Source organism: Brevundimonas sp. EYE_349 (genome assembly GCF_023147505.1).
Classification (GTDB): domain Bacteria; phylum Pseudomonadota; class Alphaproteobacteria; order Caulobacterales; family Caulobacteraceae; genus Brevundimonas.
The window spans coordinates 203712-229175 of record NZ_JAHXPB010000003.1; the positions used below are offsets into that span (position 1 = coordinate 203712).

Below are 25464 nucleotides of genomic sequence, written 5' to 3' on the forward strand. Positions count from 1 at the left end.
AATCCCGCCGCCCGGTTTCGGCCGCAAATCCGCAGACCAATGTCCGCTCAAGCTTCAGCGGAGATCTCCCATGCGCCCGTCTCGCCTGTCCTGCGCCGCCGCGATGTCGGCCGTCGTCCTCGCCTTCGCCGTTCCGGCGCTGGCGCAGGAGACCTCGCCTCAAAACAACGCCGAGATGGCCGCCATCTTCGCCGCCGACCAAGCCGTACGCCAGAACCTGACGCCGGACTTTTTCAAAGACCGCGCCCGCGTCACGGAAATGCTCGCCGAAGACGCCGCGCGCCGTGTCCAGTCCCGCGCCCTGCTCGACGCCGGCGCGCTCCAGACCGGCGAGGACTATCGCGCCGCCGCCTTCGTCTTCCAGCACGGCTCCACGCCCGAGGATTATCTGCTGGCCCATAGCCTGGCCGTCGCCGCCGTGGCCAAGGGCTCGCCCGAAGGCGCCTGGATCGCCGCCGCGACGCTGGATCGCTATCTGCAGATGACCGAAAAGCCGCAGATCTACGGCACCCAGACGCGCAAGACCCGCGACGCGCCGGCCACCCTCGATCCCTACGACCGCGCCCTGATCCCCGACAGCCTTCGCGCCGTCTTCGGCGTCCCGCCTCAATCGGAGCAGGACGCCCGTCTGGCGGTCGTCAACGCCGCGGCGGAGGCCGCGGCGTCCAAGCCCTGAGCTCTCAGTTCGCAGCCGGCCTCGGCGGCGCGTTCTTCACGTACTGGTCCAGCCAGCGGGTCATCTCCCACAGGGTGTGGCCCACCGATTCCCGCGCGCGGTATCCGTGCGCCTCCAGCGGCAGGGTGACGTAACGCGCCGTCGCCCCCAGCCCCTTCAGCGCCGCATAGAAACGCTCGGACTGCACCGGGAAGGTGCCCGAGTTGTCGTCGGCCTCGCCGTGGATCAGCAGGATCGGCTCGTTCAGCTTGTTCGCGTAGGTGAAGGGCGACATCTCGGTATAGACCTCGGTCGCCTCCCAATAGTTGCGCTGCTCGGACTGGAAGCCGAACGGCGTCAGGGTGCGGTTATAGGCCCCAGACCGCGCGATCCCGGTCCTGAACAGGTCGGTGTGGACCAAGAGGTTCGCGGTCATGAAGGCGCCGTAGCTGTGGCCCCCGACCGCGATCCGGTCGCGATCCGCCACACCCATCCGCACCACCGCATCGACCGCCGCCTGGGCGTCCGCTGTCAGCTGCTGAACATAGGTGTCGTTCGGCTCGGCCCCGTCCTTGCCGATGATGGGCATGGAGGGGTTGTCGAAGATGGCGTAGCCCTGGGTCAGCAGGAACAGATGGCTGGACCCGCCCGGCCGCACGAAGCGGTTCTGCACATCCACCGTCTGGCCCGCCACCGCCGCATCGGTGAACTCGGCCGGATAGGCCCACATCAGCATCGGCAGCGGCCCGTCGCGGTCCTTGTCGTACCCCGCCGGCAGATAAAGCGTCCCCGACAGTTTCACCCCGTCCGCCCGCTCATAGGTCACCAGCTGCCGCGTCGCCTCGGCCAGTTGCGGCGCCGGATCGGGGAAGTTGGTCAGGCGCGTCGTCTGGCCCGTCGTCAGGTCGCGGATCTGCAGGTTCGGCGGATCCAGCCGCGTCTCGCGCTGCGTCACCACCCGCTTGCCGTCCGCATCCAGGAAGCCGACCACCGCCTCGTAATCCGTATTGGCCGAGGTCCACAGCCGTTCGCTGCGTCCCGTCGCCGGGTCCATGGCGGCTAGGAAGGGGAACTCGCCCTGCGGCGTCGCCCCCGCGCCGGACATCAGAATGCGCCCCTGCGGATCGAAGCGGATCACCGACCGGCCCTGCGCATTCGGCTGGGTCACCGGCTGGCCCGGATTGTCGTAGCGCGCCTGATAGTTCCGCTCCAGCAGCACCCGACCGTCGCCGGGGTTGGAGGGATCGACCACGAATCGCGTCTCATGGCGGGTGTTGAACCATCGGCTGTTGACGATGGCCAGATCGTCCCGGCCCCAGACGATGCCGCCATACCGCTCCTTCAGGTCGATCAGTTTGACCGGCTCGCCCGTGAACGGCGCCGCCTGCATGAAGACCCGGTCCCGGAACTCGGCCGCCTTGCGGATGTCCCCGCCGTCCAGCGCCTCGACCCACGTCAGGGTGGCCGGCGCATCGGCCCGCCAGCCGACCGAACGCGGCCCCGGCGCCACGGCGTCGAAGGCGGTCGGCACATCGTCCCGCAACGGCAGGTCCGCGATGGTCCGCACCACCCGCCCGTTCAGGTCCGTCACCACGATCTCGGTCGGGAACAGGTCGTCCGGCACCGCATAGGAATAGGGTCGCTTGGCGATCTCATGCAGGATGTATTTCCCATCCGGCGACACCGAGGCGTCCAGATAGACCGCCGGCGCACCGATCGTCCGTGCACGGCCGTTCAGCGGAACCAGCGTCAGCTGGCTAGTGAAATAATGATCGAACAGCGCCTCGTCGCCAGGGTTCGACAGCAGGTCCTGATAGGTCCGCACCGGCGCCACCCGCCCGGCCGTCTCCTCGATGTTCGGCCCTGTCGGCGCAACCGTCACGTCCGGCGCTGGACCGCGCCCGGCCGGCACCGCCTCGACCAGCACGCCCGAACTGTCGGGCAGCCATTCATAGCCCGTCCCGCCCGTCATATTGACCACCGGATCGGTCAGCTTCCTGGCTCGCGCCGTGGCTGTGTCCACGACCCACAGCTCCAGCCCCGTCGGCCGATCCATAACGAAGGCCAGCGACTTGGCGTCCGGCGAGAACCGCGGCGCCGTGAACCGCGCGCCGCTGGGCAGGGCCACGACGCGGGGTTGCCCCCCATCCACCGCCTGCAGGCTCAGTCCCGTCAGCCACGACACCCGGCTCTCGGCCGCGCCATTGTTCCTGGGATTGATCCGCGACCCCGCCAGCCTCAGCATCGGCTCGGCCAGGGCCTTGATGCTGGGCAGGTTCGACCGATCCATCAGCACCAGCGTCCGCCGGTCCGGGCTCAGCATCGACGACGGCGTCGGCTTGGCGTCCAGAATGTCCGCGATCGGCGCTGGCGGCTGCTGATAGACCATCGGCCCCGCCGCCGCCGGGCTATTCGCCGCCATCCCGTTCGCCGTCTGGGCAAACGCCGCCCCCGCCGTCGAAGCCAGCAAAACCGTCGCCAGCGCCAGCCCGGCGCCCCGCATACCCATCGTCATCATCCGAAGTCCCCACAAAAGCCCGAACCCCAGACCTACCCGCCCCCGCCCCCGACGCCAACCCTGAATGCCGTTACGGTGTTACAACTCTTGAGGCTCAAACCGTCATTGTTCCACAGGCGGGCTCGATCCCCCGAACCGTCTCTAGCCGCAGGAAGTAGGAACCGGGCCGCAGCAGCAGGGTCGCCTTCTCCTGTCCCTTCTCGAGCAGCAGATGGTCCGCCGGAACTACCGCCCCCTCGTCCATGTGCAACGCTTGCATCAGAGCCGGCCCCTCGAAGGCCGGAACGCTTACCTCGACCGCCTTGCGCGCCGGATCAGCCGCCAGCCAACCGGGACGGCCGGCGACCTTGGGCAGACGGGGATGGAAGACGCTCAAATCGACTTTTCCGTCAAAGAAACGGTTGCCGAACGCCCGACCATCCCGCCAAACCGAGAGCGGACGGGTCGGCGCGAACCGCTCGAGCACTGCCGCCGTCTCGGGCGTATCGGCCTCGGGCCGGGTCGCCGGCCAGTTGCTGGACTGTTCGATGGTGAGAGGATCAATACCCGTGGCGGCCTTCAATTGACCAGCGAACCATAGCCCGCCAACCCCCGCCATCTCAGTGGCGTGGCTGTAGCCGCACAGGACGAAGATTCGAGCGGCGGGACGCGGCTTCAGCACGTTGTGGATCAGATTTGCGCTTTGAGCGACTTCTCGTGCAGTCGTCTGCGCGTCCATGTCCGCGTCGGCGGGCAACCGCTGATCCGCTGTCTGCTCGTAGTCGGCGAAGGCATAGCCTAGCGACGCCGCCTCCCGCACCATCTCAGCAAAAACCGGATCGGCGGTGTAATAGCCAAACCTCGAATGGAAGGGGATGCCCGCGCGATAACCGCCCATTCCGCCGAACGTCTCGGCCGCAAAAGTGTCAAAGCCCAACGGTCGCAAGGCGCGCATGACACGCGCCGCGAAGCTGCGGTGGCCTGAAACGTTGTGCGCTTCGTTCAGGACGACGATCTGTTTGTCGGCAGCCGCCTGGACGATGGTTTCGAGCGCATCGCTGACTTCCGCGCCCGCAAGGTCGGGCAGCGGTGTTCCCGCCGGGCGCGGTCGTTCGTCGAATCCGATGGCAGTCGCCTCGTCGCCAACAAAGGCGGCAAACCACGGCAACACATATCGCGCCTCCTCTTCCCCTGCATCAGCCCTTGCCCGCAGGTTCAGATAGAATGGCAGGTAGCGACCTTCGGCCTGGTACTGTTCAGCCACCGTCATGGGGGTCTGAGCGGATGTTGTCCGACCCGCCATCGCAGCCGCAGCCGCTAACGACAAACCTACAAAACGCCTCGTCAGCATGGCTTCTTCCTGCAACCTGGAAGCGACACTCCATGACCTCGAGCCTGTACTGTCAACCCGCCAGCAACCGCTCCACCGCATCCCGCTCCGGCGCGGAAGGTTGGGCGCCCGCCCTTGTCGCGGCGAAGGCCCCGGCCGCGCAGGCGAACCGCAACGCCTCGGCCGGGTCCATGCCTTCCAGCAGGGCGACCGTAATGGCCGCCACGAAGGCGTCGCCGGCGCCGGTCGCATCGACCGCCTCAACCACCGGCGGGGTCGCCCAGGCCATTTCGACCCCGCGCTGGTACATGGCCGCGCCGCGTGCGCCCTTGGTGACGACCACGCGGCCGCCGCCCCGGTGCAGACCGTCGCCATAGAAGGCGGCCTCGGTTTCGTTGACCACGATCAGGTCGGCGCGGCGCAGCAGCCGTTCCGACACCGGCGCGGCGGGCGCCAGATTGGCGCAGACGAAGCCCGTCGCCCGGCCCACCGCCGCCTCCACCGTCTCGATCGGCAGCTCCAGCTGCACGATCAGCGCGCCCTCGATCCGCTGCGGCAGTTGTTCGGGCGTGACCATGTGGTTGGCCCCCGCCGCGACCACGATCTGGTTTTCGCCGGTCGGATCGACGGCGATCAGGGCGACGCCCGTCGGGGCCGCCACATCCACCTCCACCCCCGCCAGATCGACGCCCAGATCCTCCATCAGGGCCAGGGCCTCGCCCGCCATGGCGTCGTCGCCGACCCGCCCGATCAGACAGACCTCGGCGCCCAGCTTCTCGGCCGCCAGCGCCTGGTTGGCGCCCTTGCCGCCGGGATGGCGCGCCAGGGCCGCCCCCGTCACCGTCTCGCCCGGCGCCGGCAGCTGGGGCGCGGTGGCGACCAGATCCAGGTTGATCGAGCCGACGACGGTGATCCTCATGCCCCAATCCCCGGCGCCTGATCCTTCAGCTTCTCGACGATCAGGTCGAACACCCCCTGCGCATCCGCCGCCACGGCCCAACGATGACGCGCCGTGGCCGGATCGACCCGGAACTCCACCGCCGTATGGCCGCGCGTCAGGTCCGAGGCCGTCTCCACCTCGATCCGGCACGCCTTCGTCTCGAACAGGGCGGGCCGGATCAGCCAGGCGATGGGACAGGGATCGTGCAGGGGCGCAGAATCCCATCCCACGACTTCGCGCTCGACCCGTTGCGAGAACCGCAGCATCGCCGCCGTGGCCCGCGCCGCCGCGCTGTCGATGGCCTCTATCGCCACGATCCGGTCCTCGGTCGCGCGCACCTGATGGGTGGCGTCCAAACCGAAGGCGACGACCGGACACCCCGATCCGAACACCACCGCCGCGGCGTCCGGGTCGGCCCAGACGTTGAACTCGGCGGAAGGCGTGATGTTGCCGCCCTCGGCCCGCGCGCCGCCCATGACGACCACCGGCCCCAGCCGTTCGGCCAGCCGCCGCTCGCGCCGCATGGCCAGGGCCAGATTGGTCATCGGCCCGATGACGGCGACGGCGACCGAGCCTTCGGGTCGGCGCATCACCAAGTCGACGATGGCGTTGGCCGCCGGCCCGTCGCCGACGATGCCCGCCGGCTCGAACGGGTCCAGATCGCCCAGTCCCTCCGGTCCATGGAACTCTCCGGCCCCCGCCGGCGGGCGTTTCAGCGGCCGTTCCGCCCCGCCGAAGACCGGCACCTCCTCGCGCCCGGCGATCTGGCGGATGATCCGCGCATTGCGCTGGGTCTTGGCGCCGGGGACGTTACCCCCGACCGTGGTTATGGCCAACAGCTCCAACTCGGGCGCCGCAAAGGCCAGGAACAGCGCCACGGCGTCATCCACGCCGGGGTCGCAATCGATGATCAGGGATTGAATGCTCACCCGCTTCGTTTGACGGGCCGAACGCCGGGGGGCAAGCCCGTTGACGACGAAACTACAGGCACGCCTCGACGCACGCCTGCGCCAGCACCTCGGCCGAGTCCGTCAGCGGTACCGCGACGTCCTGCGCCCGCAGCAGCAGCGGAACCTCCGTACACCCCGCGATCAGGCCTTTAGCCCCCGCATCCGCCAGGGCCTGGGCCAGCCCGCGCATCCCCGCCCGCGCCGCCTCGCCGACGTCGCCGCGCTTGACCCCATAGACCAGGCCCATGAAGGTCTGGCGGTCCGCGCCGTCCAGCAGCACCGCCTCGACCCCGCGCGCCGCCAGCGCCTCCCGATAAAGCCGCTCGCCCCCCGGCGTCGCCAGGACCGCGATCCGCCCCGCCCCGGACGCCGCCGCCGCATCCGCCGTCGCCGCGATCATGTCGATGAAGCTCAGGCCCTGCGCCGCGCACACGGCCCGGATCGCCGCTGCCTGGCCATGGGCGGTGTTGCACGGCATGGCGATCACCGCCGCCCCCGCCGCCGCCAGCCCCGCCGCCATCCGGCCCAGCACCGCTTCCGCCTCGCCCGGCCGCGTATTCCTGTCCGGCACTTGCGGGTTCAGATCCATCACGACCCGGATATGGTCCGCATCCCCCTTGGCCGGCGTCAACGCCTGCACCCGCGCCAGAAAGGCCACCGTCGCCGCCGGCCCCATGCCCCCGATGACGCCCAGGACCTTGCTCATGCCACCCTTCCTGAACCGCATCGGTTCGCGTTCGAACGCGCGAAACGCCCCGGCGTCAGCCCGCCAAATCACTCAGCGGACACTCCCGAAATCCGTTAGAATAGGCAAGCAGCCCCTTGGACATCGACGTGAGCGCAAGATGAGACGCCTGCCTGCCATCGCCGCCCTGTCTTTCCTGGCCGCCTGCCAACCTCAAGGGCGCCGCTTTGGAGATCGGATCCCCTGATACGCGGTTTCCGTAACCGCCTGAGCACATGGACCGCTAGATAGCTGACATCCCCGCGACACGCCTGATCTTCGGCCACAGTATCCAGACCCCTATCAGGGCGCAGAACATCAGGACCATCGTCACTGCCATCCGTCCCGCCGACGCATGACGGGTGAGGGCGTCTGCGCTTTCCAAGGCTTGAGCGGCGAACCACAGGACGGTGAAAAAGACGACGAAAAACACCAGGGCGACAGGACTGTTGTTCATCCACCAACCTGCCAGCACCGCGACCAGCGGAATGATCGGCGGGACAGCAAACAGCCATGTCCACGGCGGCATGGGCGCACGGCTCTTCGCCGTCTTGGATACGACGAAGACGGACCAATACCAAAGGCAGGCGGCGGCGATCGGCAAGACGGTCACAAGGCCGCGCACAGGCGGCGGAGCCGTCGTGCCGGACAGGACCATCTGCATGACCAAACCGGCCACGAACAGAGCCGTGAGAAACGCGGGATGTGCGCGCGCGACACGTCGTGAAATCTCAGCCATGCCCGCTGTTAGCGGCATTCTCGAAAAAAACGCAACCGTCGAGCGACTCAATCGCCGCCCCGTCCGATCCGATACGGCCCCGCCCGCCGCGCCAGCCCGCGCCCCTTCCAGCTCAGCCGCACCACGCCTTCGCTCACCAGGACATCCACCGCCGCATGAACCTCCGGCATCGCGTCGCGCCATGCCCCCGTGGCGGCGGCCACGACGCGCGCCACCTCGCTGGGGCAGACGGTGGCGTCCTCGGCGCGGGCGGCGAGCAGCGCCAGCGTCGCCTGGCGCGCGTCCATGACGGGCGCCGCCCTTACAGCGCCCCTTCGATCTCGGTCTGATAGCCGAAAAGCCCCTGCGCCCCGCCGGTGTGCAGGAAGACCACCGTCTCGCCCCGGAACTGACCCGCCCGCGCCAGGGCGATCAGCCCCTTCATCGCCTTGCCGGAATAGACCGGGTCCAGCACGATCCCGTCCAGTCGCGCCGCCAGCGTCAGGGCGTCGATCACCCCCTGATCGATCAGGCCGTAGCCCTCGCCCACATAGTCGCAGTCGGCCACCACCCTATCGCGCGTCACTCGCCCCGGCTGGCCCAGCAGGGCGGCCGTCTCCTCGGCCAGTTTGAAGACGTTCGCCTCCTGCTTCTCCTTGGGCGCCCGCACACCGACGCCCAGCACCGGGATGTCCGCCCCCATGACCGCCAGCCCGGCGACCAGGCCCGCATGGGTGCCCGCGCTGCCCGTCGCTGTCACGATCCGGTGGACCTCCAGATCCATCTCGTCGGCCTGGACCACGATCTCGCGCGCACAATCGACATAGCCCAGGGCGCCGACCGGGTTCGATCCGCCGCCGGGGATCACATAGGGGTTGCCGCCGCGCGCCCGCACGTCTTGCGCCGTCTTCTCAAGCTCGGCGACCATGTCCGTCCCGCCCGGCACGGTGCGGATCGTCGCCCCGAACAGCCGGTCCAGCAGCACGTTGCCATTGCCGACATAGTCGCTGGCCTTCGATCCCGTCCGCTCTTCCAGAATGATCTCGCAGGCCAGGCCGTGGGCGGCGGCGGCGGCGGCCGTCTGGCGCACATGGTTCGACTGCACCGCCCCTTGGGTCACCAGGGTATCGGCCTCCTGCTCGAACGCCGCGCCCAGCAGGAACTCCAGCTTGCGGGTCTTGTTGCCGCCGCCCGCCAGGCCGGTGCAGTCGTCGCGCTTGATCCACAGGTCCAGACCCAGCTCCTCCGACAGCCGGGGCAGCGGCTCCAGCGGCGTCGGCAGATGGGCCAGGCGGATGCGGGCGAAACGGGCGAGATGCATGGGACGAACTCCGTGGGGGTCGCCCTGTCTTAGACGCCTGCGCCGGCTTTGCCGATGGCCCCCAGATGGGTCTGACCGAACGACGCGCCGATCTTGAGCCCATAGCCCAGCATCCGGTCGAACCCGACATGGGCGCCCCAGATCAGCGCGAACGGCGTCAGCGTGGGCGCCAGCCATAACCCGACCAGGCCCAGCACCACCGGACTGACCTCGTTGTGCGCCAGATTATAGGTCCACGCCCCGACGCGGCCGCCGAACAGATAGCCCGCGAACGACAGGTCGGGCGCCAGAAACGCCGCCGCGAACAGCCACCAGGGCGCGCCGATGTGGGAATAAAGCCCCACGCACAAAACCAGGATCGCCAAGCTTTCCAGCCGCAGCCAGTCGCGCATCGGCGGCTTCGTCGTCGTTCCCGTCATCAGGGTCGCTCCATATGTCTCACTTGTGGGACACATGGATATGTCTCATGTATGGGACATGTCAATCCCACCTGCGACGCCCCGTCCCCGCGACCGATCCGGCACCGAAACCGCCATCATCGAGGCCGCCCGCCGACTGTTGCTGCGCGACGGCTGGACCGCGCTGAATGTCCAAGCCCTGGCCGCCGAGGCGGGCGTGGATCGCAAACTGATCTATCGCTACTTCACCGATCTCGACGGCGTGGTCGAACGGCTGGCGGGGCGGCCCGACATCTGGTTGGGCCAGGCCCTGGCCGAACAGCCGCCCTCGACCGCGACCACCTATCGCGCCTTCATGCGTGAATCGGTCCTGGCCTATCTGCACGTCCTTCGCACCCAGCCGCTGGTGCTGCGGATGCTGGCCTGGGAGATCGCCCAGGACACCCCGCTTCTGCGGCGCCTGGAGATGGCCCGGTCCCGGGTGATGCAGGACTGGATGGCTGCGCGGCGCCCCCGGATCGCGATTCCGTCCGAGGGAGATGTGGTCGCCCTGAACGTGGTCGTCCTGGCGGCGGTTCAGCATCTGGCCCTGGCGGCCGACGCGCGGCGCCGGTTCGCCGGGGTCGATCTGGACGACCAGGGCTGGTCCAGGATCGAGGCCGCCATCGACCGCCTGATGCAGGTCTGGCCGGACTGATCGCCCTGGCGACGGACGCGCGGGAGCCAAAGCCCCGTCTCGACCGTTGCCGTCCCATGAGCACCGCCGCCCCGTTCGTGAACCTGGATCGAGAGCGGGCCTATGTGTCGGATCTGGGCCGCGCCTTCGCCGGCGCCCTGGTGTTCAACATCCCGCTTCTGATGACGATGGAGATGTGGGAGCAGGGCGTGGTCATGGACCGCTGGCGGCTGCTGACCTTCATCCTGTCCGGCCTGCCGCTGCTGTACGGCCTGTCCTATTATGCGGGGTTCTCAAAGCGGCGCGGCCTGGTCAATGACGCCCTGGACACGGCCGTCGCCCTGGCGGTCGGCTTCGTCACCGCCTCCCTCCTGCTGATCCTGTTCGGCGTGCTGGAATGGGACGCCCCGCCGCGCGAGGCTTTGGGCATGGTCGCCCTTCAGGCCGTCCCCGGCGCCATGGGCGCGCTCCTGGCCCGGCGTCAACTCAGCGGTGAAGGCGGTGGCGGAGACACGGACGAGGAGGAGGCCTCCTATTTCGGCGAACTGTTCCTGATGGCGGCGGGGGCCCTGTTCTTCGCCCTGAACATCGCCCCGACCGAGGAGATGATCCTGATCGCCTACAAGGCCTCGCCCGCCCACATCCTGGCCCTGATCGGGGTGTCGATCCTGCTGCTGCACCTGATCGTGTTCAAGGCGGGTTTCGCCGGCCAGGAAGAGGCCGACCGTCCCGCCGCCGCCTTCCTGCATTTCACCCTGCCCGGCTACGCCATCGCCCTGGGGGTCAGCCTGTTCACCCTGTTCCTGTTCGGCCGCGTCGACGGCCATTCGGTCGCCGGCGTGGTCCAGACCATGGTCGTTCTGGGCTTTCCCGCAGCCATCGGCGCCGCCGCCGCCCGCCTTCTGGTCTGACCCCCCATGCCCGCAAAGACGAAACGCGCCGCCGCCTCCACGCCCCGCCCGGTGCTTCAATGGGTCATGGCCGGCGTCGGCGCCGCCGTCACCCTGGGCGCCGTCGGCATCGTGGTGTGGGAGGCGCTGCAGCCGTCATCGCCTCCCGCCCTCAGCGCCCGCATCGTCGCGGTCCAGTCCACCGCCGCCGGCCAGGTCGCGACCGTCCGTGTGCAGAACGACGGCGACGACACCGCCGCCGCTGTCGATATCGAGGGCGTCCTGGGCGACCAGACCGCCACCGCGACCCTGGACTACGTCCCCGGCCACGGCCACGCCCGCGCCTACCTCCGCTTCGACGCCGATCCGCGCCCGGCGGCGGTCGCGGTCAAGGGCTGGTCGGCGCCCTGAGACAGGCCTTGAGCAGCGCCCTTCAGGCGGATTGAGCCATCGCGGCCTGCCGCATCCCTTCGACCGCCTCCGCGCTCGAACGGCCCTCGACCACGATCTCGCGCAGCAGGGGCTCCAACGCCGGGGTCACGCGCACGCTGGCCATGGCCCAGCCCGTGAATCGGCGTTCGGCGACAGGGATGCGCTCCATGATCGTCACCGCCTCGTGCCGTGGATCGCCGGCCAGCCGGATCATCAGCCGATCCAGGTCCTGCGCGGCGCCCTCCAGCACCTGCAGGAACCGACCGTCATGGATCATCAAGGCCCCGGTCAGGTTGTCGCGCGCATTGTTGCGCTGCGATGTCGCCAGAATATCCACCTGCATCAGCAGGCTGTCGGCGTCGCCCCTCGCCCGGCTGGTGTAGACGATCCGCTCCAGCGCCAGACCCATGACCGCCCCTCTTGTCCCCGATGAAACGCCGCCGGAACAGCATAGACGGAAAAATAGACGCTACAACAATAACTTATGTCAGATATCGCACATCTCGACTTCCCCCGCCGGCCGCGTTAGGCTGCAGGCGTTCTCCGGGGGGTCGCAATCGAGCGGCTGAGATTGAGGTTTCTCCTCTGACCCGTCGAACCTGATCCGGGTCATGCCGGCGAAGGGATGAGTAACGCTTTCGGTCCTCGCGCCACAGGACCCACGCGCCCGACGTCGGCGGACCTCACACCGTTTGAGGCCGCCATGAACATCCAAGTCACCCCGCCCGCCCTGCCCGAAGAGCCGAATGTGGATCTGGCGCTGAAAGACGCGCGCGAACAGGTGATGAAGGAGACCGGCGCCATCCCCACCGGCGAACGGGCGGGCAGCCGCAAGGTCTATGTCGCGGGCGAACTCTATCCCGACATCCGCGTCCCCTTCCGCGAGGTCGCCGTCCACCCGAGCGCCAACGAGCCGCCGGTGACCATCTATGACTCATCGGGCCCCTACACCGACCCGACCGTCGCCATCGACATCAAGAAGGGCCTGCCCCGCGTGAAGTCGTCGTGGCAGCTGGATCGTGGCGACATCGCCCCCGTCGCGAACCCGCGCGAGGTCAAGCCCGAGGACAACGGCCACGCCAGCGGCCGCCACCTGGCGCCGCGCTTCGACGTCTCGAACCACCGCGTCTTCAAGGGCGTGGAGGGCCGCCCGGTGACGCAGTACGAATACGCCCGCGCCGGCATCATCACGCCCGAGATGGAATATGTCGCCATCCGCGAGAACCTGCGCCGCGAGCAGAACTCCCCCTGCATCCGCGACGGCGAAGATTTCGGCGCCGCGATCCCCGACTTCGTGACGCCCGAGTTCGTGCGGCAGGAGATCGCGCGCGGCCGCGCCATCATCCCGCACAACATCAATCACCCCGAGGTCGAGCCGATGATCATCGGCCGCAACTTCCTGGTGAAGATCAATGCTAACATTGGAAATAGTGCGGTCCTGTCCAGCGTGGACGACGAGGTGGACAAGCTGGTCTGGGCCACCCGCTGGGGCGCCGACAACGTCATGGACCTGTCGACGGGTCGCAACATCCACAACATCCGCGACTGGATCATCAGGAACTCGTCCGTCCCCATCGGCACCGTGCCCATCTATCAGGCGCTGGAGAAGGTGAACGGCATAGCCGAGGACCTGACGTGGGAGGTGTTCCGCGACACCCTGATCGAACAGGCCGAACAGGGGGTGGACTATTTCACCATCCACGCCGGGGTGCGCCTGCCCTTCGTGCCGATGACGGCCAATCGGGTGACGGGCATCGTCTCAAGAGGCGGCTCCATCATGGCCAAGTGGTGCCTGGCCCACCACAAGGAGAGCTTCCTCTACGAGCATTTCGAGGACATCTGCGACATCATGCGGGCCTATGATGTCAGCTTCAGCCTGGGCGACGGCCTGCGCCCCGGCTCCATCGCCGACGCCAATGACGAGGCCCAGTTCGCCGAGCTGCGCACCCTTGGCGAACTGACGAGAATCGCCTGGGCCAAGGGCTGCCAGGTCATGATCGAGGGCCCCGGCCACGTGCCGATGCACAAGATCAAACAGAATATGGACGAGCAGCTGAAGCACTGCCACGAGGCGCCCTTCTATACGCTTGGCCCCCTGACCACCGACATCGCGCCCGGCTATGACCACATCACATCGGCCATCGGCGCGGCCATGATCGGCTGGTTCGGCACGGCCATGCTCTGCTACGTCACGCCCAAGGAGCATCTGGGCCTGCCGGATCGTCAGGACGTCAAGGACGGCGTCATCACCTACAAGATCGCCGCCCACGCCGCCGACCTGGCCAAGGGCCACCCCGCCGCCCGCCTACACGACGACGCCCTGTCACGCGCCCGGTTCGAGTTCCGCTGGGAGGATCAGTTCAACCTGGGCCTGGACCCCGAAACCGCCCGCAAATACCACGACGCCACCCTGCCCAAGGAGGCCCACAAGACCGCCCACTTCTGCTCCATGTGCGGCCCCAAGTTCTGCAGCATGAAGATCAGCCAGGACATCCGCCGCGATGCCCAGGCCCAGAATGATGCGGGCGGTTCGCTGACGGAGGCCGAAGCCGGCATGGCGGAAATGAGCGCGAAGTTCCGCGCGGGGGGCGGGGTTGTGGAGGTGAAGGTGTAACTTCGCTACGCGTTGCCGGGGGAGCCGATTTCAATCTAGGGTGTGCGGTCAAAGGGGGACAAATCGTGGCCTTGCCAAAATCCTATCTTACCAGCACCAAAAATCTCGCGGCGCTTCTCGAAGCGATGAAGACTGCGCAGGCACCAGATACGTTCAATCTGAAATTTCTGGAGGGGCTTGGTTTTCCCTCCAGCAATGACCGGCTGGTTGTGGGAGTGCTTGTGGCTCTGGGTTTTCTTTCCCAGGATAAAAAGCCCACAGATCGATACTTTAGATTTCTCGACCAAACCCAGTCGGCGGTTGTTCTGGCGGAGGGAATTCGCGAAGCATACGATGACCTCTTTAAAGTTAATACAAGCGCTCAGAAGCTCAGCCGTTCTGAGGTCATAAACAAGTTTAAGACACTTAGTCAGGGACAGCTGTCTGAGTCCGTTCTTGATAAGATGGCACTTACATTTAGCGAGCTTGTCAAGCTTGCTGATTTTGAAACGAAGGCTGCAACAACCCTAACTGAGCCTTCAGAGATTGTCGCACCGGATACAGAAGTTCAGAGGAGCGAATCTCGTTCCCCTTCATCGTCCCGGTCGCTAGGCGGCTTGCACTACAATATACAAATAATACTGCCTGAAAGTCGCGACCCAAAAGTATACGACGCTCTATTTAGAAGCCTAAAAGAGCACATTTTATGAAAGACATCGAAGCTTACAGCTTCGTTTATCGAGGAATGTTGACGCAAGAAGCCTTGGACTCGGCAGGCCGAACCAAGCCGCGCACTTCCGAAATGGATGACGCAGAAATAGGCATTCTCCTTTCTTTGAACGTTCTTAATGAAGACCTGGTCGCCGATGCTAGAGGCATGGCTATTGTCTATACAGCCGTGGCTGCGTTCGAGAACTCGGTGCGGAACTTGGTCTCCGCGACCCTTCTTGAGTCAAAGGGAGCCAATTGGTGGGCAGAATGCGTATCGGAAAAAATCCGATCCGCTGCAGAAAAACGGCTGGAGGAAGAAAAGAAGGTCCGCTGGCATGTTCAAAGAGGCGAAGACCCCATTCAGTTCACGATGCTTCCTAATCTTCTGAATATCATTCGCCAAAACGAAGAATGTTTCGAGCCATTTATACCCGATTTAGATTGGGCGGCTTCGATATTTGACGTGATTGAGAAGTCGCGTAACGTAATAATGCATAGCGGTCAGCTCAGTCGCCGGGATGTCGCGAGGTTAGGGACACATCTTCGAGATTGGTCCACCCAGATTACGGTTTAGAGCCATCCTCGAATGTGAATCGTCGTTATGCCCACCCTCGTCCTCCTCGCCGGACCGAACGGATCCGGAAAGACCACCTTCATCAACCGCTTCCTGCGTCAGCGGGCGGAGGCGTTTCGGTTCGTGAACCCGGACGCGGGGGCGTGATCCCCTCCTTTCGTCATCCTCCGGCAAGCCGCGCAGCGGCGCAGACCGGGGGACCCAGCGGCGCGCGAGAGCGCGACCCGAAGGGCGGCGCGTAGCTGCCAACCTGGTGCGAGCCGGGACCTTTCGACATCGTGCGGTGGATGCATCGCCTTCGGCGCCGCTGGGTCCCCCGGTCGCTTCGCGCCGGAGGATGACGAAAGACAGGGACCTGTTAGATTGGGGGCCGCGATGAACAAGATGCTGATCGATCACGAAACCGCACTGAAGGCCGCGCGCCGCGCCGCCGAGATGGCGAAGCATGGCACGCGCGAGGAGCAGTCCGGCAAGTTCCTGCCGCCGCCCGGCTGGAAGGGGCATCTGGTCACCGCCGCCGACGCCGCACCCTCGCGCCGGAAGACGCGCGCCTAGGTCTCCCCCTCCCCTCGAGAGCGGGGCGGATGAACGGCTGGTCCGCCTTCCTATGCACGATGCGCCTGCTCGGCCCGTTGAAATCCCTCGCCTTTCGGCAAAATGTGCGGCCCCAACCTATCACGGTTCCGGGCGGGGTTAGACTGAGGGGGCGCTCCGTTTCGGGGGCGTGGGCCAGGGGCTGAAGACGCAGATGGACAGCAACGCACCCCGCATCATCGCGCGCGGCGAGTGGGAGCAGAACGAGTTCGGGGACCTGTCCTACATTCCCCGGCACAAGGCGCCGCCGATGGGCGACGCGCGCGGCAATATCGGTCCCTGGCAGGAGGGGCGCGATCCCGACGACCTGCCGGTCGACGAATATGTCCCCGGCGCCCCGACCGATCCGGCGGTCGCCGCCGCGATGGCGGAAATCATGGCCGCGCGGGACGCGGCCGGGGCCGAGATCATGGCCGCGCGCGATGCAACCGGGGCCGGGTCGCGCGGCGGCTATGTCCGGGCGTCAGAGGCCGCGTGGCAGGCGGCGGCGAAGGACTATCTGGCGGGCGCCAGCGCCGAGACGGTCAGCGCCCGTTACGGCATGGCGGTCAGCACCTTTCGCGCCCGCGCCGCCGAGGAAGGCTGGCGGCGTCGGGACCAGCCCGACCCCGCCCCTCTGGATGATCGCGCGCCCGACGCTGACCTGCCCGCCGACCTGCCCGACCCCTTTGACGACGAACCGGCCGATTTCGCCGCCATGGCCGATCAGGCGCGGGCGCGGCTGAACCGGGCGGTCCAGGCCGGGCGCGCGCTGGAGGCCGCCCGCTGGATGCGGCTGCACCTCAGCCTGTCGGCCCTGGCGCGCCGGACGGAGGACGACGCGGCGCCCCCGCCCCCTGCCCCGCCGCCGCCTGAACCGAAGGAACCCGACCTGCTCGACCGCGCCGGCGCCGTCGCGCGCGAGATCGGCGTCATCGCCCGCGCGGCCATGGCCCTGACGCCCGGCGATATCGCCGGCCGCGACGCCCTGATGGCGCGTGTGGAGGCGCTGGACGACCTGAAGCCGTCGCCAATTTCAGACGATGTGCACACATTGGACGGTGTTTTTGTTCAGCCGCCGTCCGCGACCCGGCCGCCGTGATCGTCTCCGCCCCGCCGCGCAGGACGGAGGCGGTTCTCAGCCCTCCGACGCGATCTGTCGCAGCGCCTGTTCGAACGCCTCGGGCGGCTGGCCGCCCGAGATCAGATATTTGCCCTCGACCACCACGGCCGGGACCGAACTGACGCCGCGCGACCGCCACAGTTCCTCGGCCTGGCGCACCGCCTGGGCGTAGCGGCCCGAGGCCAGCACCTCGCCCGCCTCGGCCCGGTCCAGGCCCGCCGTCTCCGCCGCCTCGGTCAGGACGCGGGCGTCGGTGATGTTCTTGTTGTCGGTGAAATGGGCGGCGAACAGGGCCTGTTTCAGCGCCTTCTGCCTGTCGGGCGCGGTCTCGTGCGCCCAGTGCAGCAGGCGGTGGGCGTCGAAGGTGTTCCAGATACGGCTGTCCGGCCCCATCCGCATGTCGAAGCCGACCGCGCCTGCCCGCTCGCGGATCATGGCGCGGTTGGCGGCGGACTGTTCGGGGGTGGATCCGTATTTGCGGGCGATGTGTTCGCCGATGTTCTCGCCCTCGGGCGCCATCTGGGGGTTCAGCTCGAACGGCTGGAAGGCGATGTCGGCGGCGATCCCCTCGGCCTTCAGCGTGTCCAGCGCGGTCTCCAGCCCGCCCAGCCCCACCACGCACCAGGGGCAGACCACGTCGGAGACGAAGTCGATCTTGAGGGTCTTGGTCATCGGCGGCGGCCTTCTGGAACAGCGAGTGTTGCGAAGGATATGGCGACGCCCGGCCGGGCGACAAGGGCTATCCCAGCTTCAGGTCTCGGGGCGGCCGGATGCGCCGCCAGCGCGCCTCCACGAAGGCGAAGGCGCCGAAGGCCATCAGCCCCGCCGCCGTCAGCCCCAGGATCACCGAGCCGCCCGGCTGGGCCTCCAGCGCGTCCAGGGCCGCCGCCGTCGTCGTCACCTCGCCCGATCGCGCATGAAGCCCCGCCAGCACCACGAACACCCCCAGCGGCAGATAGGCGAAGCCCCGCGCCGCGTATCCCGCCCGCGCCAGGGCGGTGGCCGTCCCGCAGAAGGCCTTGGGACAGGCCAGGGCGTCGTCGAAGTCGTCGCGGAAGGCCCTGACGATATTGCCGACGCCGACACCCAGCACCGTCAGCCCCGCCCCGATCAGCAGCGCCTCGCCGAACGGCAGGGCCAGAAGGGCGGCGGCCTTCTCCTGGTTCTCGGCGACGCTCTCGGCCTGGGCGGAGGAGGCGTCGGTCGCCTCGGCGAACTCGTCCAGATACTCGAACACCCCCGACGCCAGCACGCCGTAGAACAGGCCGCTGACGGCCTGGCCCGCCCGCGTGGTCCAGCCCTTCAGGTCCGCCCCCTCATGGTCGGCGTCGAACACCGCCTGCAGTACGCGCCAGCCGACGAAGGCCCACAGGCCCAGGCCCAGCAGCACCAGCCAGACCTTGCCGAACGGCTGTTCCGCCAGCCAGCCCGCCGCCCCGCTGGTCCCCACCGCCTCTCCGATCCGGTCGGTCGCGGCCAGAAGCGTCAGGGCGCCCGCCGACAGATAGACGAAGCCGCGCGCCCCATATCCGATCCGCGCCGCGCCCTCGATCAGGACGTGCAGGCGGGGCGTGCGGCGCGCCGGGGGCCAACGGCGGCGAACGGTGCGGCCCAGGCCGGCGGCGGCGCGTCTCAGGCTTTCAACGGCGGTCATCGGGTCTCCGGCGGCGCGAAGCCCCTGAACGCCGCCGCGCCGGCAAAGGCTCCCGTCCGTCGCGCGTCAGCTCTGGGCCGCCGGCAGCTCCAGCACCGCCTTCAGCCCGCCCATGTCGCTGTCCGCCAGGGTCAGCCGACCGCCGTAGGCGCGGGTCAGGTCGTCCACGATCGACAGGCCCAGGCCCGACCCCGGCGCACTCTCGTCCAGCCGGGCGCCGCGCTGCATGACCGTGTCGCGCTGGTCGGCGGGCAGGCCCGGCCCGTCGTCCTCGACCACCAGGATCATCTGTCCCAGGCCGCTGCCGCCGGCCGAGACGCGCACACGGCGTCGGGCGAACTTGGCGGCGTTCTCGATCAGATTGCCCAGGATCTCCTGCAGGTCCTGCCGCTCGCCCAGGAAGGCCAGGTCGTCCGGTGCGCGCCAGTCGATCTCGACCCCCTTGGTGCGGAACACCTGTTCGATCATGACCGCCAGTTCGTCCAGCACCTCGGGCACCGGCGTCGTCTCGCCCAGGCCGTGGGCGGCGCGGGCGGCGGCGCGGGCGCGGCGCAGGTGGTGATCCACCTGGCCCTGCATGACCTGGGTCTGGCGGCGCACCAGTTCGGGCAGTTGCCCCTCCTGCGTCCCCGCCTCGGCCAGCATGACCGAGATCGGCGTCTTCAGCGCGTGGGCCAGGTTGCCGACATGGGTGCGCTGGCGCTCCACCACCTCCTGATTATGGTCCAGCAGGCGGTTGACCTGTTCGGCCAGGGGCTGGATCTCCAGCGGATAGGACCGGCCGATCCGCGCCGACCTGCCCTTGCGCACGTCCGCGATCTCGTCGCGCAGGTCGAACAGGGGCCGCAGGCCGATCCGCACCTGGATGAAGACCGCCGACACCAGCCCCAGCCCCAGGATCAGCAGGGCGATCCAGGCGACATGGGCGAACTGGCGCGTGTCGGCGTCCACCTCGGACCGGTCCACGGCGGCGATGAAGATGATCGGATGCTCGTGCCGGGGGATGGACTTCATGCTGGCGGCGACTCGAAGCGGCTCGCGCGTCTCGGCGTCGTCCTTGGGGCCGGTCGTGTTGAAGGTGATGACGTCGCCGAAGGCCGCATCCAGCCGCCGCGGCAGGTCCGGCGGCAACGCCAGATCATAGCGCCACAGCGAGTTGGAGCGCGCCAGATTGACCAGACGCCCGTCCGGCCGCACCTCCAGGATCTGCCAATATTTGCCCGACAGCAGGCGCAGGGTGCGGGCGTCCTGGATCTGAGGCGACACATCGCCGGGCGGGGTGCGGCTGGCGGCGACCACGATCTCGTCGATGGTCTCGTTCAGGGTGGCCCCCAGTCGCCGCAGGGCCGACTCCTGAAAGGCCTGGGTCAGCACCAGGGCCGCGATCACCAGGGCGACCAGGATCCATGCCGAGGCCAGCCAGATCAGCCGGCGCGTCAGCGACCGGCCCGGCCGCCCGAACCATCGCCCCCAGTCCAGACGTTTCGCGACCGGCGCCTCGGTCACGCTGGTTCGGATTCGCCCGCCAGCGGCGTCAGCCGGTATCCCAGGCCGCGCACCGTCTCGATCCGGTCAGGCCCCACCTTCTTGCGGACCCGGCCGATGAAGACCTCGATGGTGTTGGAATCCCGGTCGAAATCCTGGTCGTACAGATGTTCGACCAGCTCGGTCCGGCTGATGACGCGGCCCTGATGCATCATCATGTGATGCAGCAGCCGGTACTCCAGCGACGTCAGCCGCAACGGCTCGCCGTTGACGCTGGCCCGCGCGGCGCGCGGATCGAGCCGCAAGCCCCCGCACGACAGGGTCGCCGAGGCGATGCCCGCCGAGCGGCGCAGCAGGGCCCGCAGACGCGCCAGAAGCTCTTCGGTATGGAAGGGTTTGGTCAGATAGTCGTCGGCCCCGGCGTCGAAACCCGCCACCTTGTCCGACCAGGCGCCGCGCGCCGTCAGGATCAGGACCGGCGTGGTCTTGCCCTCGCGCCGCCAGCGCTCCAGCACCGACACCCCGTCGATCTTGGGCAGGCCCAGGTCCAGAACGATGACGTCATAGGGCTCGTTCTCGCCCAGATAATGGGCTTCCTCGCCGTCCGGGGCATGGTCCACCGCATAGCCCGCGTCGCCCAGCGCCGCCTTCAGCTGACGCGACAGGTCCGCGTCGTCCTCGACCAAAAGCACGCGCATCAGTTGGGCCTGCGTCGTTGAGTGTTGTCGGGACCACCCTGGCGGGCCTGGCCCGTCTGGCCGTCGACGACGACCTCGCGCACGCGCCCGTCGCGTTCGACCAGGACGGAGTAGTTGCCGTCGCGGCGCGGCTGGGTGTCGATGGGACGGCCGCCCCCGGCCTCGCCGCCGCGACGGCGCGCCTCGTCGGGACTGACGCGCGGGCCGCGATCCTGCGAGCGCGGGTCCTGATCGCGGGATTGGGCGGCCGCCTGCGTCGTCAGGGCAGGCGTGACGGCCAGGGCCATGATCAAGGCCATGACCAGGCTTTGGGCGGCGACGATGAAACTGGCGGGTTTGCGGGACATGGCGACCGATCTAGCCCCCTTCATCTGAACGGGTGCTGAATGCCTCGTATAGGTCAACCGACGCCGCGCGCCAAACCGGGGATCGCGCAAACCTGTCGATCCGGCCACCCCGTCGATGGCCCAGTCCTATCACCGGCCGACGCCGCCGCATCATGGCCCCCATCAGCCCGGCCATGGCGCCTGGCCGCCGATCGACGCCCGCCAGGCCAATCTGGATCGCCGCATCGACCGGGGCGTCCGCACCGGCCAGCTCAGCCGCCGCGAAGCCGTCCGCCTGCGCGGCGAGTTCAACAGCCTGCTGCGGCTGGAAGCCAACTACCGCCGGGGCGGCCTGACCGCCTGGGAGCGCGCCGACCTGGACCGCCGCTTCGACCGCCTGTCGGCCCAGATCCGCCACCAGCGCGGCGACCGCGACCACTGGCGCGGCTAAAACCTCAGGACAGACCCTTCGGCAGATCAGCGCGCCCCGGTCGACACGGCCGGGGCGCGCGTCGTCGCGCGAGCCTGGGCCAGTTCGCGGGCGGCTATGGCGAAGTCGGCCTGGAAGGCCGGGTCGGCCTTCAGGGCGGCGAACAAGGCCGCGCCGACGATGCGGCCGGCCTCGACGTCGCTGGCGTAATGGACGCCGCAGATCGCCCGGCTGTCGCCATAGGCCAAACCGCGCGCCAGGATCTGGTCGGCCCGGTCCGGGGCCATTTCGGACAGGACCAGCGCCCAGGCCCAGCCCAGGGCCGAATGGCCGGATGGATAGGAGCCGCTGGCCGCCAGCCAAGGCTCGGGCGCGAAACAGGTCTCGGCCGGCTCGGCCACGAAGGGGCGCGGACGGGTGAAGCCGCGCTTGGCCGGGGTCTGGATCGTCTCCAGGTCGCCCAGCATCCGCCCCAGCAGCCGCGTCAGGGTCGGCATCCGTTCGGGAAGGAAGGCGACGCCCAGCGCCTGGTCGAACACGCGCGGCGCGGACGGGGTCTCGATCTCGTTGTCCGCGCGCGCCTGGTCCCAGCGGGCGGTCCCCTTCAGGGCGCGGGTGGCGCGGTAATAGGCCAGGTCGTCCTGCGCCCTCAGCGATCCGGCCTCGGGCGGCGGCGGCAGGAAGGCGGAGGCGTCGGGCGCATGCGCCTCGTCCAGGTAACCGCGCGGGTGATCGCGGAAGCCGGTCCAGAAGACAGGGTTTGGCGCAGGCGCCGAGGCGCAGCCGACGAGGGTCAGGGCCAGGGCGGCCGCCGTCGACCGGCGACCCAAGAGGGAAAGACGCATGGACACTCTGAAACTCTCGGGAAATCAGGCGACCTGGGCGCCGGGACGGCCGTCCTCGACGACCCAGGTCTTCAAGGTGGACAGCGAGGCCTTGGGATCGCGCACGTCGCTGACGGCCTGATAGCGGGCGGTCATTCGCTGGGGCGTGACGTCCATCGACATGTAGCCCCGCACGCGGCTGTCGAAGAATTTGATGTGCGGATTGGCCGGCATGGCCGCCATAAGACTGTCGTAGGGCGGCCCGCCCGATGTGATGGAGGTGCCCACGAACTCGGTCGCGACGACAGGCGAACGCTCGTCGCGGCTGTCCAGCAGGACGTCGTTGGTCCAGAAGGAATGGTAGTCCCCGGCCAGCACCACCGGATTGCGCGGCTTGATCGTGTGCAGCGCCTGGGTCATGCGGTCGCGCGCGGCGGGGAAGCCATCCCAGGTGTCGGTCCAGTAGCGGGTCTCGCCATTGGGGTCCTCGAACCGCAGACCGGCCATGACCAGGTCCTGGCCCAGGATGTTCCAGCGCGCCTCGGCGCCCGCCAGGCCGTCGTACAGCCAGCGCTCCTGCTCGAAGCCCAGGAAGGTGCGCGACGGGTCCAGGCGGTCCAGGCACTGGGCGTCGGCGACGATCTGGCCCTTGGCGCCGCCCTCGTCGACGCAGGCCCCGCGCGAGCGATACTGGCGTCCGTCCAGCATGAAGAACTCGGCCAGCCTGCCATAGCGGACGCGCTTGTGGATCGGCATCTGCAGGCGGCGATCCAGCCGGGTGCGACGGATCGGCATGGCCTCGTAGAAGGCCTGATAGCCGGCGGCGCGGCGGCGCAGGAAATCGTCGGGCCGGCCGCCCTTGTCGGGCCAGACGCCGGAATAGTTGTCCAGCACCTCATGGTCGTCCCAGACGACCAGACAGGGCGCCGCCGCGTGCAGGCGTTGCAGGTCCGCGTCGGTCCGATGCAGCGCATAGCGGTTGCGATAGCCGGCCAGGGTGGTGGCGTCCTCGAACCCGTAGGGCCGCACGATATTGGCCGCCCGCGCCCCGGTGCGGGTGTATTCGTAGATGTAGTCGCCCAGGAACAGGGTCAGGTCCGGCGCCTCGTCGGCCATATGGCCATAGGCGCTGAAATAGCCGACCTCCCAGTTCGAGCAGGAGGCGACGGCCAGCTTCAGCCGATCCACCTCCGCATTCGGCGCCGGCGCCGTGCGGGCCAGACCGACCGGGCTGCGCTGGCCGGCGGCGGTGAACCGATACCAGTAGGGGCGGCCGGGGGTCAGGCCCTGGACCTCCACATGGACCGAATGGGCGGCGGCGGCCTCGGCCGTGACCTGGCCCGAGGCGACGATGCGGGAAAAGCCCTCGTCGGCGGCGACATCCCAGCGCACCGGCATGGACGCGCCCAGACCGCCCTGTCCGTCAGCGGCGACCGGATCGACGGCTAGCCGGGTCCACAGCACGAAACCGTCCGGCCACGGATCGCCGCTCGCGACGCCCAACGGGAACAGATAGGCGCCGCCCGCCTGGGCTCGGCCGAAACGCAGCACGACGGGGGCGGCGACCAGCCCCCCGATCAGGGCGCGGCGAGAAAAGCCCGTGTTCAGAACACTCATCGACCCGCGCTCCCCGCAGCGGCGCCCGGGCCGAATCGGGCGCGGAAATCGTGCAGGCGGATGACGAAGTCGTCGCTGGCGACGAAGTCGGCGTCGCTCATCCGGGGCTGTTCGTTGGCCTTATAACGGCGGGCGTATTCCGGCTGGTCCGACGCATACTGACGATAACGGGTCGAATAGGCGCGAACCCGCACCGTTGGCGTCTCGCCGGTCATGTCGAAGGCCATCAGCCGCATCCAGCCGTCGCCGATTCCCGGCGCGCGATCCGGCGCCAAGCCTGCGTCCAGCGCGGTCTGATTGCGGTCCTGATAGTCAGACAGCAGTTGATAGACGGCGCCGCCCTGGCGGTTGAGATCGGAGCGGAAGGCCTGGCCGTTGTGGTGGCCGCTCAGCACCATGAAGATCTGCGGATTGCGGGCGATCAGCTTGTCCCACACCCCCTGGGCGTCGTTGTCGAACGGGTCCAGGGCGTGCAGATCGACCACCGGATGGGCGCGGCGCTGGCCGGTCTTGTCGATGAAGTCGTGGGTGGTGATCAGGGTCGGCAGGCCCGGATGGGCGTGGATGACCGTCTCGGCCCATTTCAGGCTGGCGTCAGACGGAGCCATCTGCAGGCCGATATGCAGGAAGCGATAGCCGCCCGCCTCGAACACCTGGGCGCTGTCGGCCCCGCCGTCGTGCGAAGCCACATACCAGGGGCGGTCTTTGAAGAACTTCGTCTCGGCCCCGAAGGCCTGGTTCCAGGCGGTCAGGCCGCCGATGTGAATCATGCCCAGGCGGCGCAGGTCGCCGGCCGGCGCGGTCAGGTCTTGAGGCCATTGTTCATCCCACCACTGACCGTCGTAGTCGTGATTGCCCGACACCACTGAAAACGGCAGGACGCCGTCGATGCGGTCATAGGCGGCGATGGAGGCCGGAATCTCGACCGTACGCACGCCCTCGGCAATCTTGTCCAGATTGGCGCCGCCGGGCGCAGGGCGGGGACGAAAGCCGCGCGCCGCATGGTCGGGGTCGATGGCCACGACCGGATGCTGCCACACGTCGCCGACGGCGGTGGCGAAGACGATGTCGCCGCCGCGCGAAACGGCGTGGTCGGCGATGAACTGCAGCTGTTCGGTCATCATGTCCCGCGCGTCGAAGGGAAAGCCCGCCGCGCGCTGATGGGTGAAATCGGCGTAGTTCTGGGTGTCGGGAATGACGGCGATGGTGAACCGGCCCGGCGCCGGCTGGGCCACGGCCGCGCCCGAGGCCAGGGCGATCCCGCCCGCCAGAAGGGCGCAGGTCAGGCGTTTCCAGATAGTCTGCACGGCGCGGTCTCCCGGCGA

At 68.4% G+C, this 25464-nt stretch carries 28 protein-coding genes and 1 riboswitch; of the genes, 10 read left to right on the forward strand and 18 right to left on the reverse strand.

All coding sequences use genetic code 11. The features are described 5' to 3' along the window. Window positions 1-70: 70 nt before the first annotated feature. The gene (locus KZX42_RS07265; protein ID WP_248118450.1) at window positions 71-676 is read left to right on the forward strand and encodes a hypothetical protein; all 606 of its coding nucleotides are present in this window, start codon (window positions 71-73) and stop codon (window positions 674-676) included. Between the two features lie 4 nt (window positions 677-680). On the opposite strand, the gene KZX42_RS07270 is transcribed toward KZX42_RS07265, so the two are convergent. The 9 genes from KZX42_RS07270 to KZX42_RS07310 all read right to left on the reverse strand — a co-directional run bounded on the left by KZX42_RS07270 (window position 681) and on the right by KZX42_RS07310 (window position 9554). Then, window positions 681-3170, reverse strand: a complete 2490-nt coding sequence (locus tag KZX42_RS07270; protein ID WP_248118721.1) for a prolyl oligopeptidase family serine peptidase — start codon at window positions 3168-3170, stop codon at window positions 681-683. Between the two features lie 97 nt (window positions 3171-3267). Beyond that, complete coding sequence (locus KZX42_RS07275; protein WP_248118452.1) at window positions 3268-4422, reverse strand: hypothetical protein; 1155 nt, start codon at window positions 4420-4422, stop codon at window positions 3268-3270. A gap of 133 nt (window positions 4423-4555) precedes the next feature. After that, window positions 4556-5401, reverse strand: coding sequence for a ribokinase (locus tag KZX42_RS07280; protein WP_248118454.1), 846 nt, complete (start codon window positions 5399-5401; stop codon window positions 4556-4558). Further along, on the reverse strand, window positions 5398-6351 hold the full coding sequence (locus tag KZX42_RS07285; protein ID WP_248118455.1) for a nucleoside hydrolase: 954 nt from the start codon (window positions 6349-6351) through the stop codon (window positions 5398-5400). Before KZX42_RS07285 ends, KZX42_RS07280 begins: the two co-directional genes overlap by 4 nt. A gap of 52 nt (window positions 6352-6403) precedes the next feature. Then, window positions 6404-7078 carry an amino acid racemase gene (locus KZX42_RS07290; protein ID WP_248118457.1) on the reverse strand — a complete coding sequence of 225 codons (675 nt, stop codon included), beginning with the start codon at window positions 7076-7078 and terminating at the stop codon, window positions 6404-6406. Window positions 7079-7340: 262 nt separating this feature from the next. Beyond that, window positions 7341-7886: a hypothetical protein gene (locus KZX42_RS07295; RefSeq protein ID WP_248118459.1), complete on the reverse strand. Its 546-nt coding sequence runs from the start codon at window positions 7884-7886 to the stop codon at window positions 7341-7343. Next, a complete protein-coding gene (locus tag KZX42_RS07300) occupies window positions 7883-8122 on the reverse strand; it encodes a DUF3253 domain-containing protein (RefSeq protein ID WP_248118461.1) in 240 nt (79 codons plus the stop codon). The genes KZX42_RS07295 and KZX42_RS07300 overlap by 4 nt, the downstream gene beginning before the upstream one ends. A 14-nt stretch (window positions 8123-8136) precedes the next feature. Beyond that, window positions 8137-9135: a D-cysteine desulfhydrase gene (locus KZX42_RS07305; RefSeq protein WP_248118463.1), complete on the reverse strand. Its 999-nt coding sequence runs from the start codon at window positions 9133-9135 to the stop codon at window positions 8137-8139. Window positions 9136-9164: 29 nt separating this feature from the next. Further along, window positions 9165-9554, reverse strand: a complete 390-nt coding sequence (locus tag KZX42_RS07310) for a DUF4260 domain-containing protein (RefSeq protein WP_248118466.1) — start codon at window positions 9552-9554, stop codon at window positions 9165-9167. A 58-nt stretch (window positions 9555-9612) separates the two neighbouring features. Here KZX42_RS07310 and KZX42_RS07315 point away from each other — a divergent pair, with 58 nt between their 5' ends. From KZX42_RS07315 to KZX42_RS07325, 3 genes are read left to right on the forward strand one after another with little or no spacing between them, the layout of a single operon-like run. Next, window positions 9613-10230, forward strand: coding sequence for a TetR/AcrR family transcriptional regulator (locus KZX42_RS07315; RefSeq protein ID WP_248118468.1), 618 nt, complete (start codon window positions 9613-9615; stop codon window positions 10228-10230). 56 nt (window positions 10231-10286) lie between these two features. Further along, entirely contained in the window at window positions 10287-11120 is an 834-nt protein-coding gene (locus KZX42_RS07320) for a TIGR02587 family membrane protein (protein ID WP_248118470.1), read from the forward strand. 6 nt (window positions 11121-11126) lie between these two features. Beyond that, the gene (locus tag KZX42_RS07325; RefSeq protein ID WP_248118472.1) at window positions 11127-11510 is read left to right on the forward strand and encodes a hypothetical protein; all 384 of its coding nucleotides are present in this window, start codon (window positions 11127-11129) and stop codon (window positions 11508-11510) included. Between the two features lie 22 nt (window positions 11511-11532). Here the strand turns inward: KZX42_RS07325 and KZX42_RS07330 are convergent, their stop codons facing one another. Continuing rightward, a complete protein-coding gene (locus KZX42_RS07330; RefSeq protein WP_248118474.1) occupies window positions 11533-11940 on the reverse strand; it encodes a BLUF domain-containing protein in 408 nt (135 codons plus the stop codon). A gap of 125 nt (window positions 11941-12065) precedes the next feature. Next, window positions 12066-12175: riboswitch (TPP riboswitch) on the forward strand. 140 nt (window positions 12176-12315) lie between these two features. On the opposite strand from KZX42_RS07330, the gene thiC reads away from it, so the two are divergent. The 5 genes from thiC (at window position 12316) to KZX42_RS07355 (ending at window position 17084) form a co-directional block, all read left to right on the forward strand. After that, window positions 12316-14145 (forward strand): phosphomethylpyrimidine synthase ThiC, encoded by a 1830-nt coding sequence (thiC, locus tag KZX42_RS07335; protein WP_248118722.1) that lies wholly within the window; start codon window positions 12316-12318, stop codon window positions 14143-14145. Window positions 14146-14210: 65 nt separating this feature from the next. After that, the gene (locus tag KZX42_RS07340) at window positions 14211-14834 is read left to right on the forward strand and encodes a DUF5343 domain-containing protein (RefSeq protein WP_248118476.1); all 624 of its coding nucleotides are present in this window, start codon (window positions 14211-14213) and stop codon (window positions 14832-14834) included. Continuing rightward, on the forward strand, window positions 14831-15409 hold the full coding sequence (locus KZX42_RS07345) for a Swt1 family HEPN domain-containing protein (protein ID WP_248118478.1): 579 nt from the start codon (window positions 14831-14833) through the stop codon (window positions 15407-15409). The genes KZX42_RS07340 and KZX42_RS07345 overlap by 4 nt, the downstream gene beginning before the upstream one ends. Window positions 15410-15784: 375 nt before the next feature. Then, entirely contained in the window at window positions 15785-15964 is a 180-nt protein-coding gene (locus KZX42_RS07350; RefSeq protein WP_248118479.1) for a hypothetical protein, read from the forward strand. Between the two features lie 193 nt (window positions 15965-16157). Further along, complete coding sequence (locus tag KZX42_RS07355; protein ID WP_248118481.1) at window positions 16158-17084, forward strand: hypothetical protein; 927 nt, start codon at window positions 16158-16160, stop codon at window positions 17082-17084. 36 nt (window positions 17085-17120) lie between these two features. Here KZX42_RS07355 and KZX42_RS07360 read toward each other — a convergent pair whose 3' ends face one another. The 5 genes from KZX42_RS07360 to KZX42_RS07380 form a co-directional block, all read right to left on the reverse strand. Further along, complete coding sequence (locus KZX42_RS07360) at window positions 17121-17777, reverse strand: DsbA family oxidoreductase (protein WP_248118483.1); 657 nt, start codon at window positions 17775-17777, stop codon at window positions 17121-17123. 67 nt (window positions 17778-17844) lie between these two features. Beyond that, window positions 17845-18759: a DUF1206 domain-containing protein gene (locus KZX42_RS07365; protein ID WP_248118485.1), complete on the reverse strand. Its 915-nt coding sequence runs from the start codon at window positions 18757-18759 to the stop codon at window positions 17845-17847. Window positions 18760-18825: 66 nt separating this feature from the next. Next, on the reverse strand, window positions 18826-20265 hold the full coding sequence (locus KZX42_RS07370; protein WP_248118487.1) for a sensor histidine kinase: 1440 nt from the start codon (window positions 20263-20265) through the stop codon (window positions 18826-18828). Further along, window positions 20262-20942 carry a response regulator transcription factor gene (locus KZX42_RS07375; RefSeq protein WP_248118489.1) on the reverse strand — a complete coding sequence of 227 codons (681 nt, stop codon included), beginning with the start codon at window positions 20940-20942 and terminating at the stop codon, window positions 20262-20264. The genes KZX42_RS07370 and KZX42_RS07375 overlap by 4 nt, the downstream gene beginning before the upstream one ends. Further along, complete coding sequence (locus KZX42_RS07380) at window positions 20942-21289, reverse strand: hypothetical protein (RefSeq protein ID WP_248118491.1); 348 nt, start codon at window positions 21287-21289, stop codon at window positions 20942-20944. The genes KZX42_RS07375 and KZX42_RS07380 overlap by 1 nt, the downstream gene beginning before the upstream one ends. A 115-nt stretch (window positions 21290-21404) precedes the next feature. On the opposite strand from KZX42_RS07380, the gene KZX42_RS07385 reads away from it, so the two are divergent. Next, entirely contained in the window at window positions 21405-21719 is a 315-nt protein-coding gene (locus KZX42_RS07385; protein WP_248118493.1) for a hypothetical protein, read from the forward strand. Between the two features lie 26 nt (window positions 21720-21745). Here KZX42_RS07385 and KZX42_RS07390 read toward each other — a convergent pair whose 3' ends face one another. The 3 genes from KZX42_RS07390 to KZX42_RS07400 are packed head-to-tail and all read right to left on the reverse strand — an operon-like array spanning window position 21746 to window position 25446. Then, on the reverse strand, window positions 21746-22543 hold the full coding sequence (locus KZX42_RS07390; protein WP_248118495.1) for a phosphatase PAP2 family protein: 798 nt from the start codon (window positions 22541-22543) through the stop codon (window positions 21746-21748). 24 nt (window positions 22544-22567) lie between these two features. After that, window positions 22568-24139 (reverse strand): alkaline phosphatase D family protein, encoded by a 1572-nt coding sequence (locus KZX42_RS07395; protein ID WP_248118497.1) that lies wholly within the window; start codon window positions 24137-24139, stop codon window positions 22568-22570. Continuing rightward, window positions 24136-25446 (reverse strand): serine/threonine protein phosphatase, encoded by a 1311-nt coding sequence (locus KZX42_RS07400; protein WP_248118499.1) that lies wholly within the window; start codon window positions 25444-25446, stop codon window positions 24136-24138. The genes KZX42_RS07395 and KZX42_RS07400 overlap by 4 nt, the downstream gene beginning before the upstream one ends. Between the last annotated feature and the right edge of the window lie 18 nt (window positions 25447-25464).

Coding starts and splice junctions, on each gene's coding strand:
- KZX42_RS07265 (WP_248118450.1), top strand. CDS start 71: ATGCGCCCGTCTCGCCTGTCCTGCGCCGCCGCGATGTCGGCCGTCGTC.
- KZX42_RS07270 (WP_248118721.1), bottom strand. CDS start 3,170: ATGACGATGGGTATGCGGGGCGCCGGGCTGGCGCTGGCGACGGTTTTG.
- KZX42_RS07275 (WP_248118452.1), bottom strand. CDS start 4,422: ATGACGGTGGCTGAACAGTACCAGGCCGAAGGTCGCTACCTGCCATTC.
- KZX42_RS07280 (WP_248118454.1), bottom strand. CDS start 5,401: ATGAGGATCACCGTCGTCGGCTCGATCAACCTGGATCTGGTCGCCACC.
- KZX42_RS07290 (WP_248118457.1), bottom strand. CDS start 7,078: ATGAGCAAGGTCCTGGGCGTCATCGGGGGCATGGGGCCGGCGGCGACG.
- KZX42_RS07300 (WP_248118461.1), bottom strand. CDS start 8,122: ATGGACGCGCGCCAGGCGACGCTGGCGCTGCTCGCCGCCCGCGCCGAG.
- KZX42_RS07305 (WP_248118463.1), bottom strand. CDS start 9,135: ATGCATCTCGCCCGTTTCGCCCGCATCCGCCTGGCCCATCTGCCGACG.
- KZX42_RS07310 (WP_248118466.1), bottom strand. CDS start 9,554: ATGACGGGAACGACGACGAAGCCGCCGATGCGCGACTGGCTGCGGCTG.
- KZX42_RS07315 (WP_248118468.1), top strand. CDS start 9,613: ATGTCAATCCCACCTGCGACGCCCCGTCCCCGCGACCGATCCGGCACC.
- KZX42_RS07320 (WP_248118470.1), top strand. CDS start 10,287: ATGAGCACCGCCGCCCCGTTCGTGAACCTGGATCGAGAGCGGGCCTAT.
- KZX42_RS07325 (WP_248118472.1), top strand. CDS start 11,127: ATGCCCGCAAAGACGAAACGCGCCGCCGCCTCCACGCCCCGCCCGGTG.
- KZX42_RS07330 (WP_248118474.1), bottom strand. CDS start 11,940: ATGGGTCTGGCGCTGGAGCGGATCGTCTACACCAGCCGGGCGAGGGGC.
- thiC (WP_248118722.1), top strand. CDS start 12,316: ATGAAGGAGACCGGCGCCATCCCCACCGGCGAACGGGCGGGCAGCCGC.
- KZX42_RS07345 (WP_248118478.1), top strand. CDS start 14,831: ATGAAAGACATCGAAGCTTACAGCTTCGTTTATCGAGGAATGTTGACG.
- KZX42_RS07350 (WP_248118479.1), top strand. CDS start 15,785: ATGAACAAGATGCTGATCGATCACGAAACCGCACTGAAGGCCGCGCGC.
- KZX42_RS07355 (WP_248118481.1), top strand. CDS start 16,158: ATGGACAGCAACGCACCCCGCATCATCGCGCGCGGCGAGTGGGAGCAG.
- KZX42_RS07360 (WP_248118483.1), bottom strand. CDS start 17,777: ATGACCAAGACCCTCAAGATCGACTTCGTCTCCGACGTGGTCTGCCCC.
- KZX42_RS07365 (WP_248118485.1), bottom strand. CDS start 18,759: ATGACCGCCGTTGAAAGCCTGAGACGCGCCGCCGCCGGCCTGGGCCGC.
- KZX42_RS07375 (WP_248118489.1), bottom strand. CDS start 20,942: ATGCGCGTGCTTTTGGTCGAGGACGACGCGGACCTGTCGCGTCAGCTG.
- KZX42_RS07380 (WP_248118491.1), bottom strand. CDS start 21,289: ATGTCCCGCAAACCCGCCAGTTTCATCGTCGCCGCCCAAAGCCTGGTC.
- KZX42_RS07385 (WP_248118493.1), top strand. CDS start 21,405: ATGGCCCAGTCCTATCACCGGCCGACGCCGCCGCATCATGGCCCCCAT.
- KZX42_RS07390 (WP_248118495.1), bottom strand. CDS start 22,543: ATGCGTCTTTCCCTCTTGGGTCGCCGGTCGACGGCGGCCGCCCTGGCC.
- KZX42_RS07395 (WP_248118497.1), bottom strand. CDS start 24,139: ATGAGTGTTCTGAACACGGGCTTTTCTCGCCGCGCCCTGATCGGGGGG.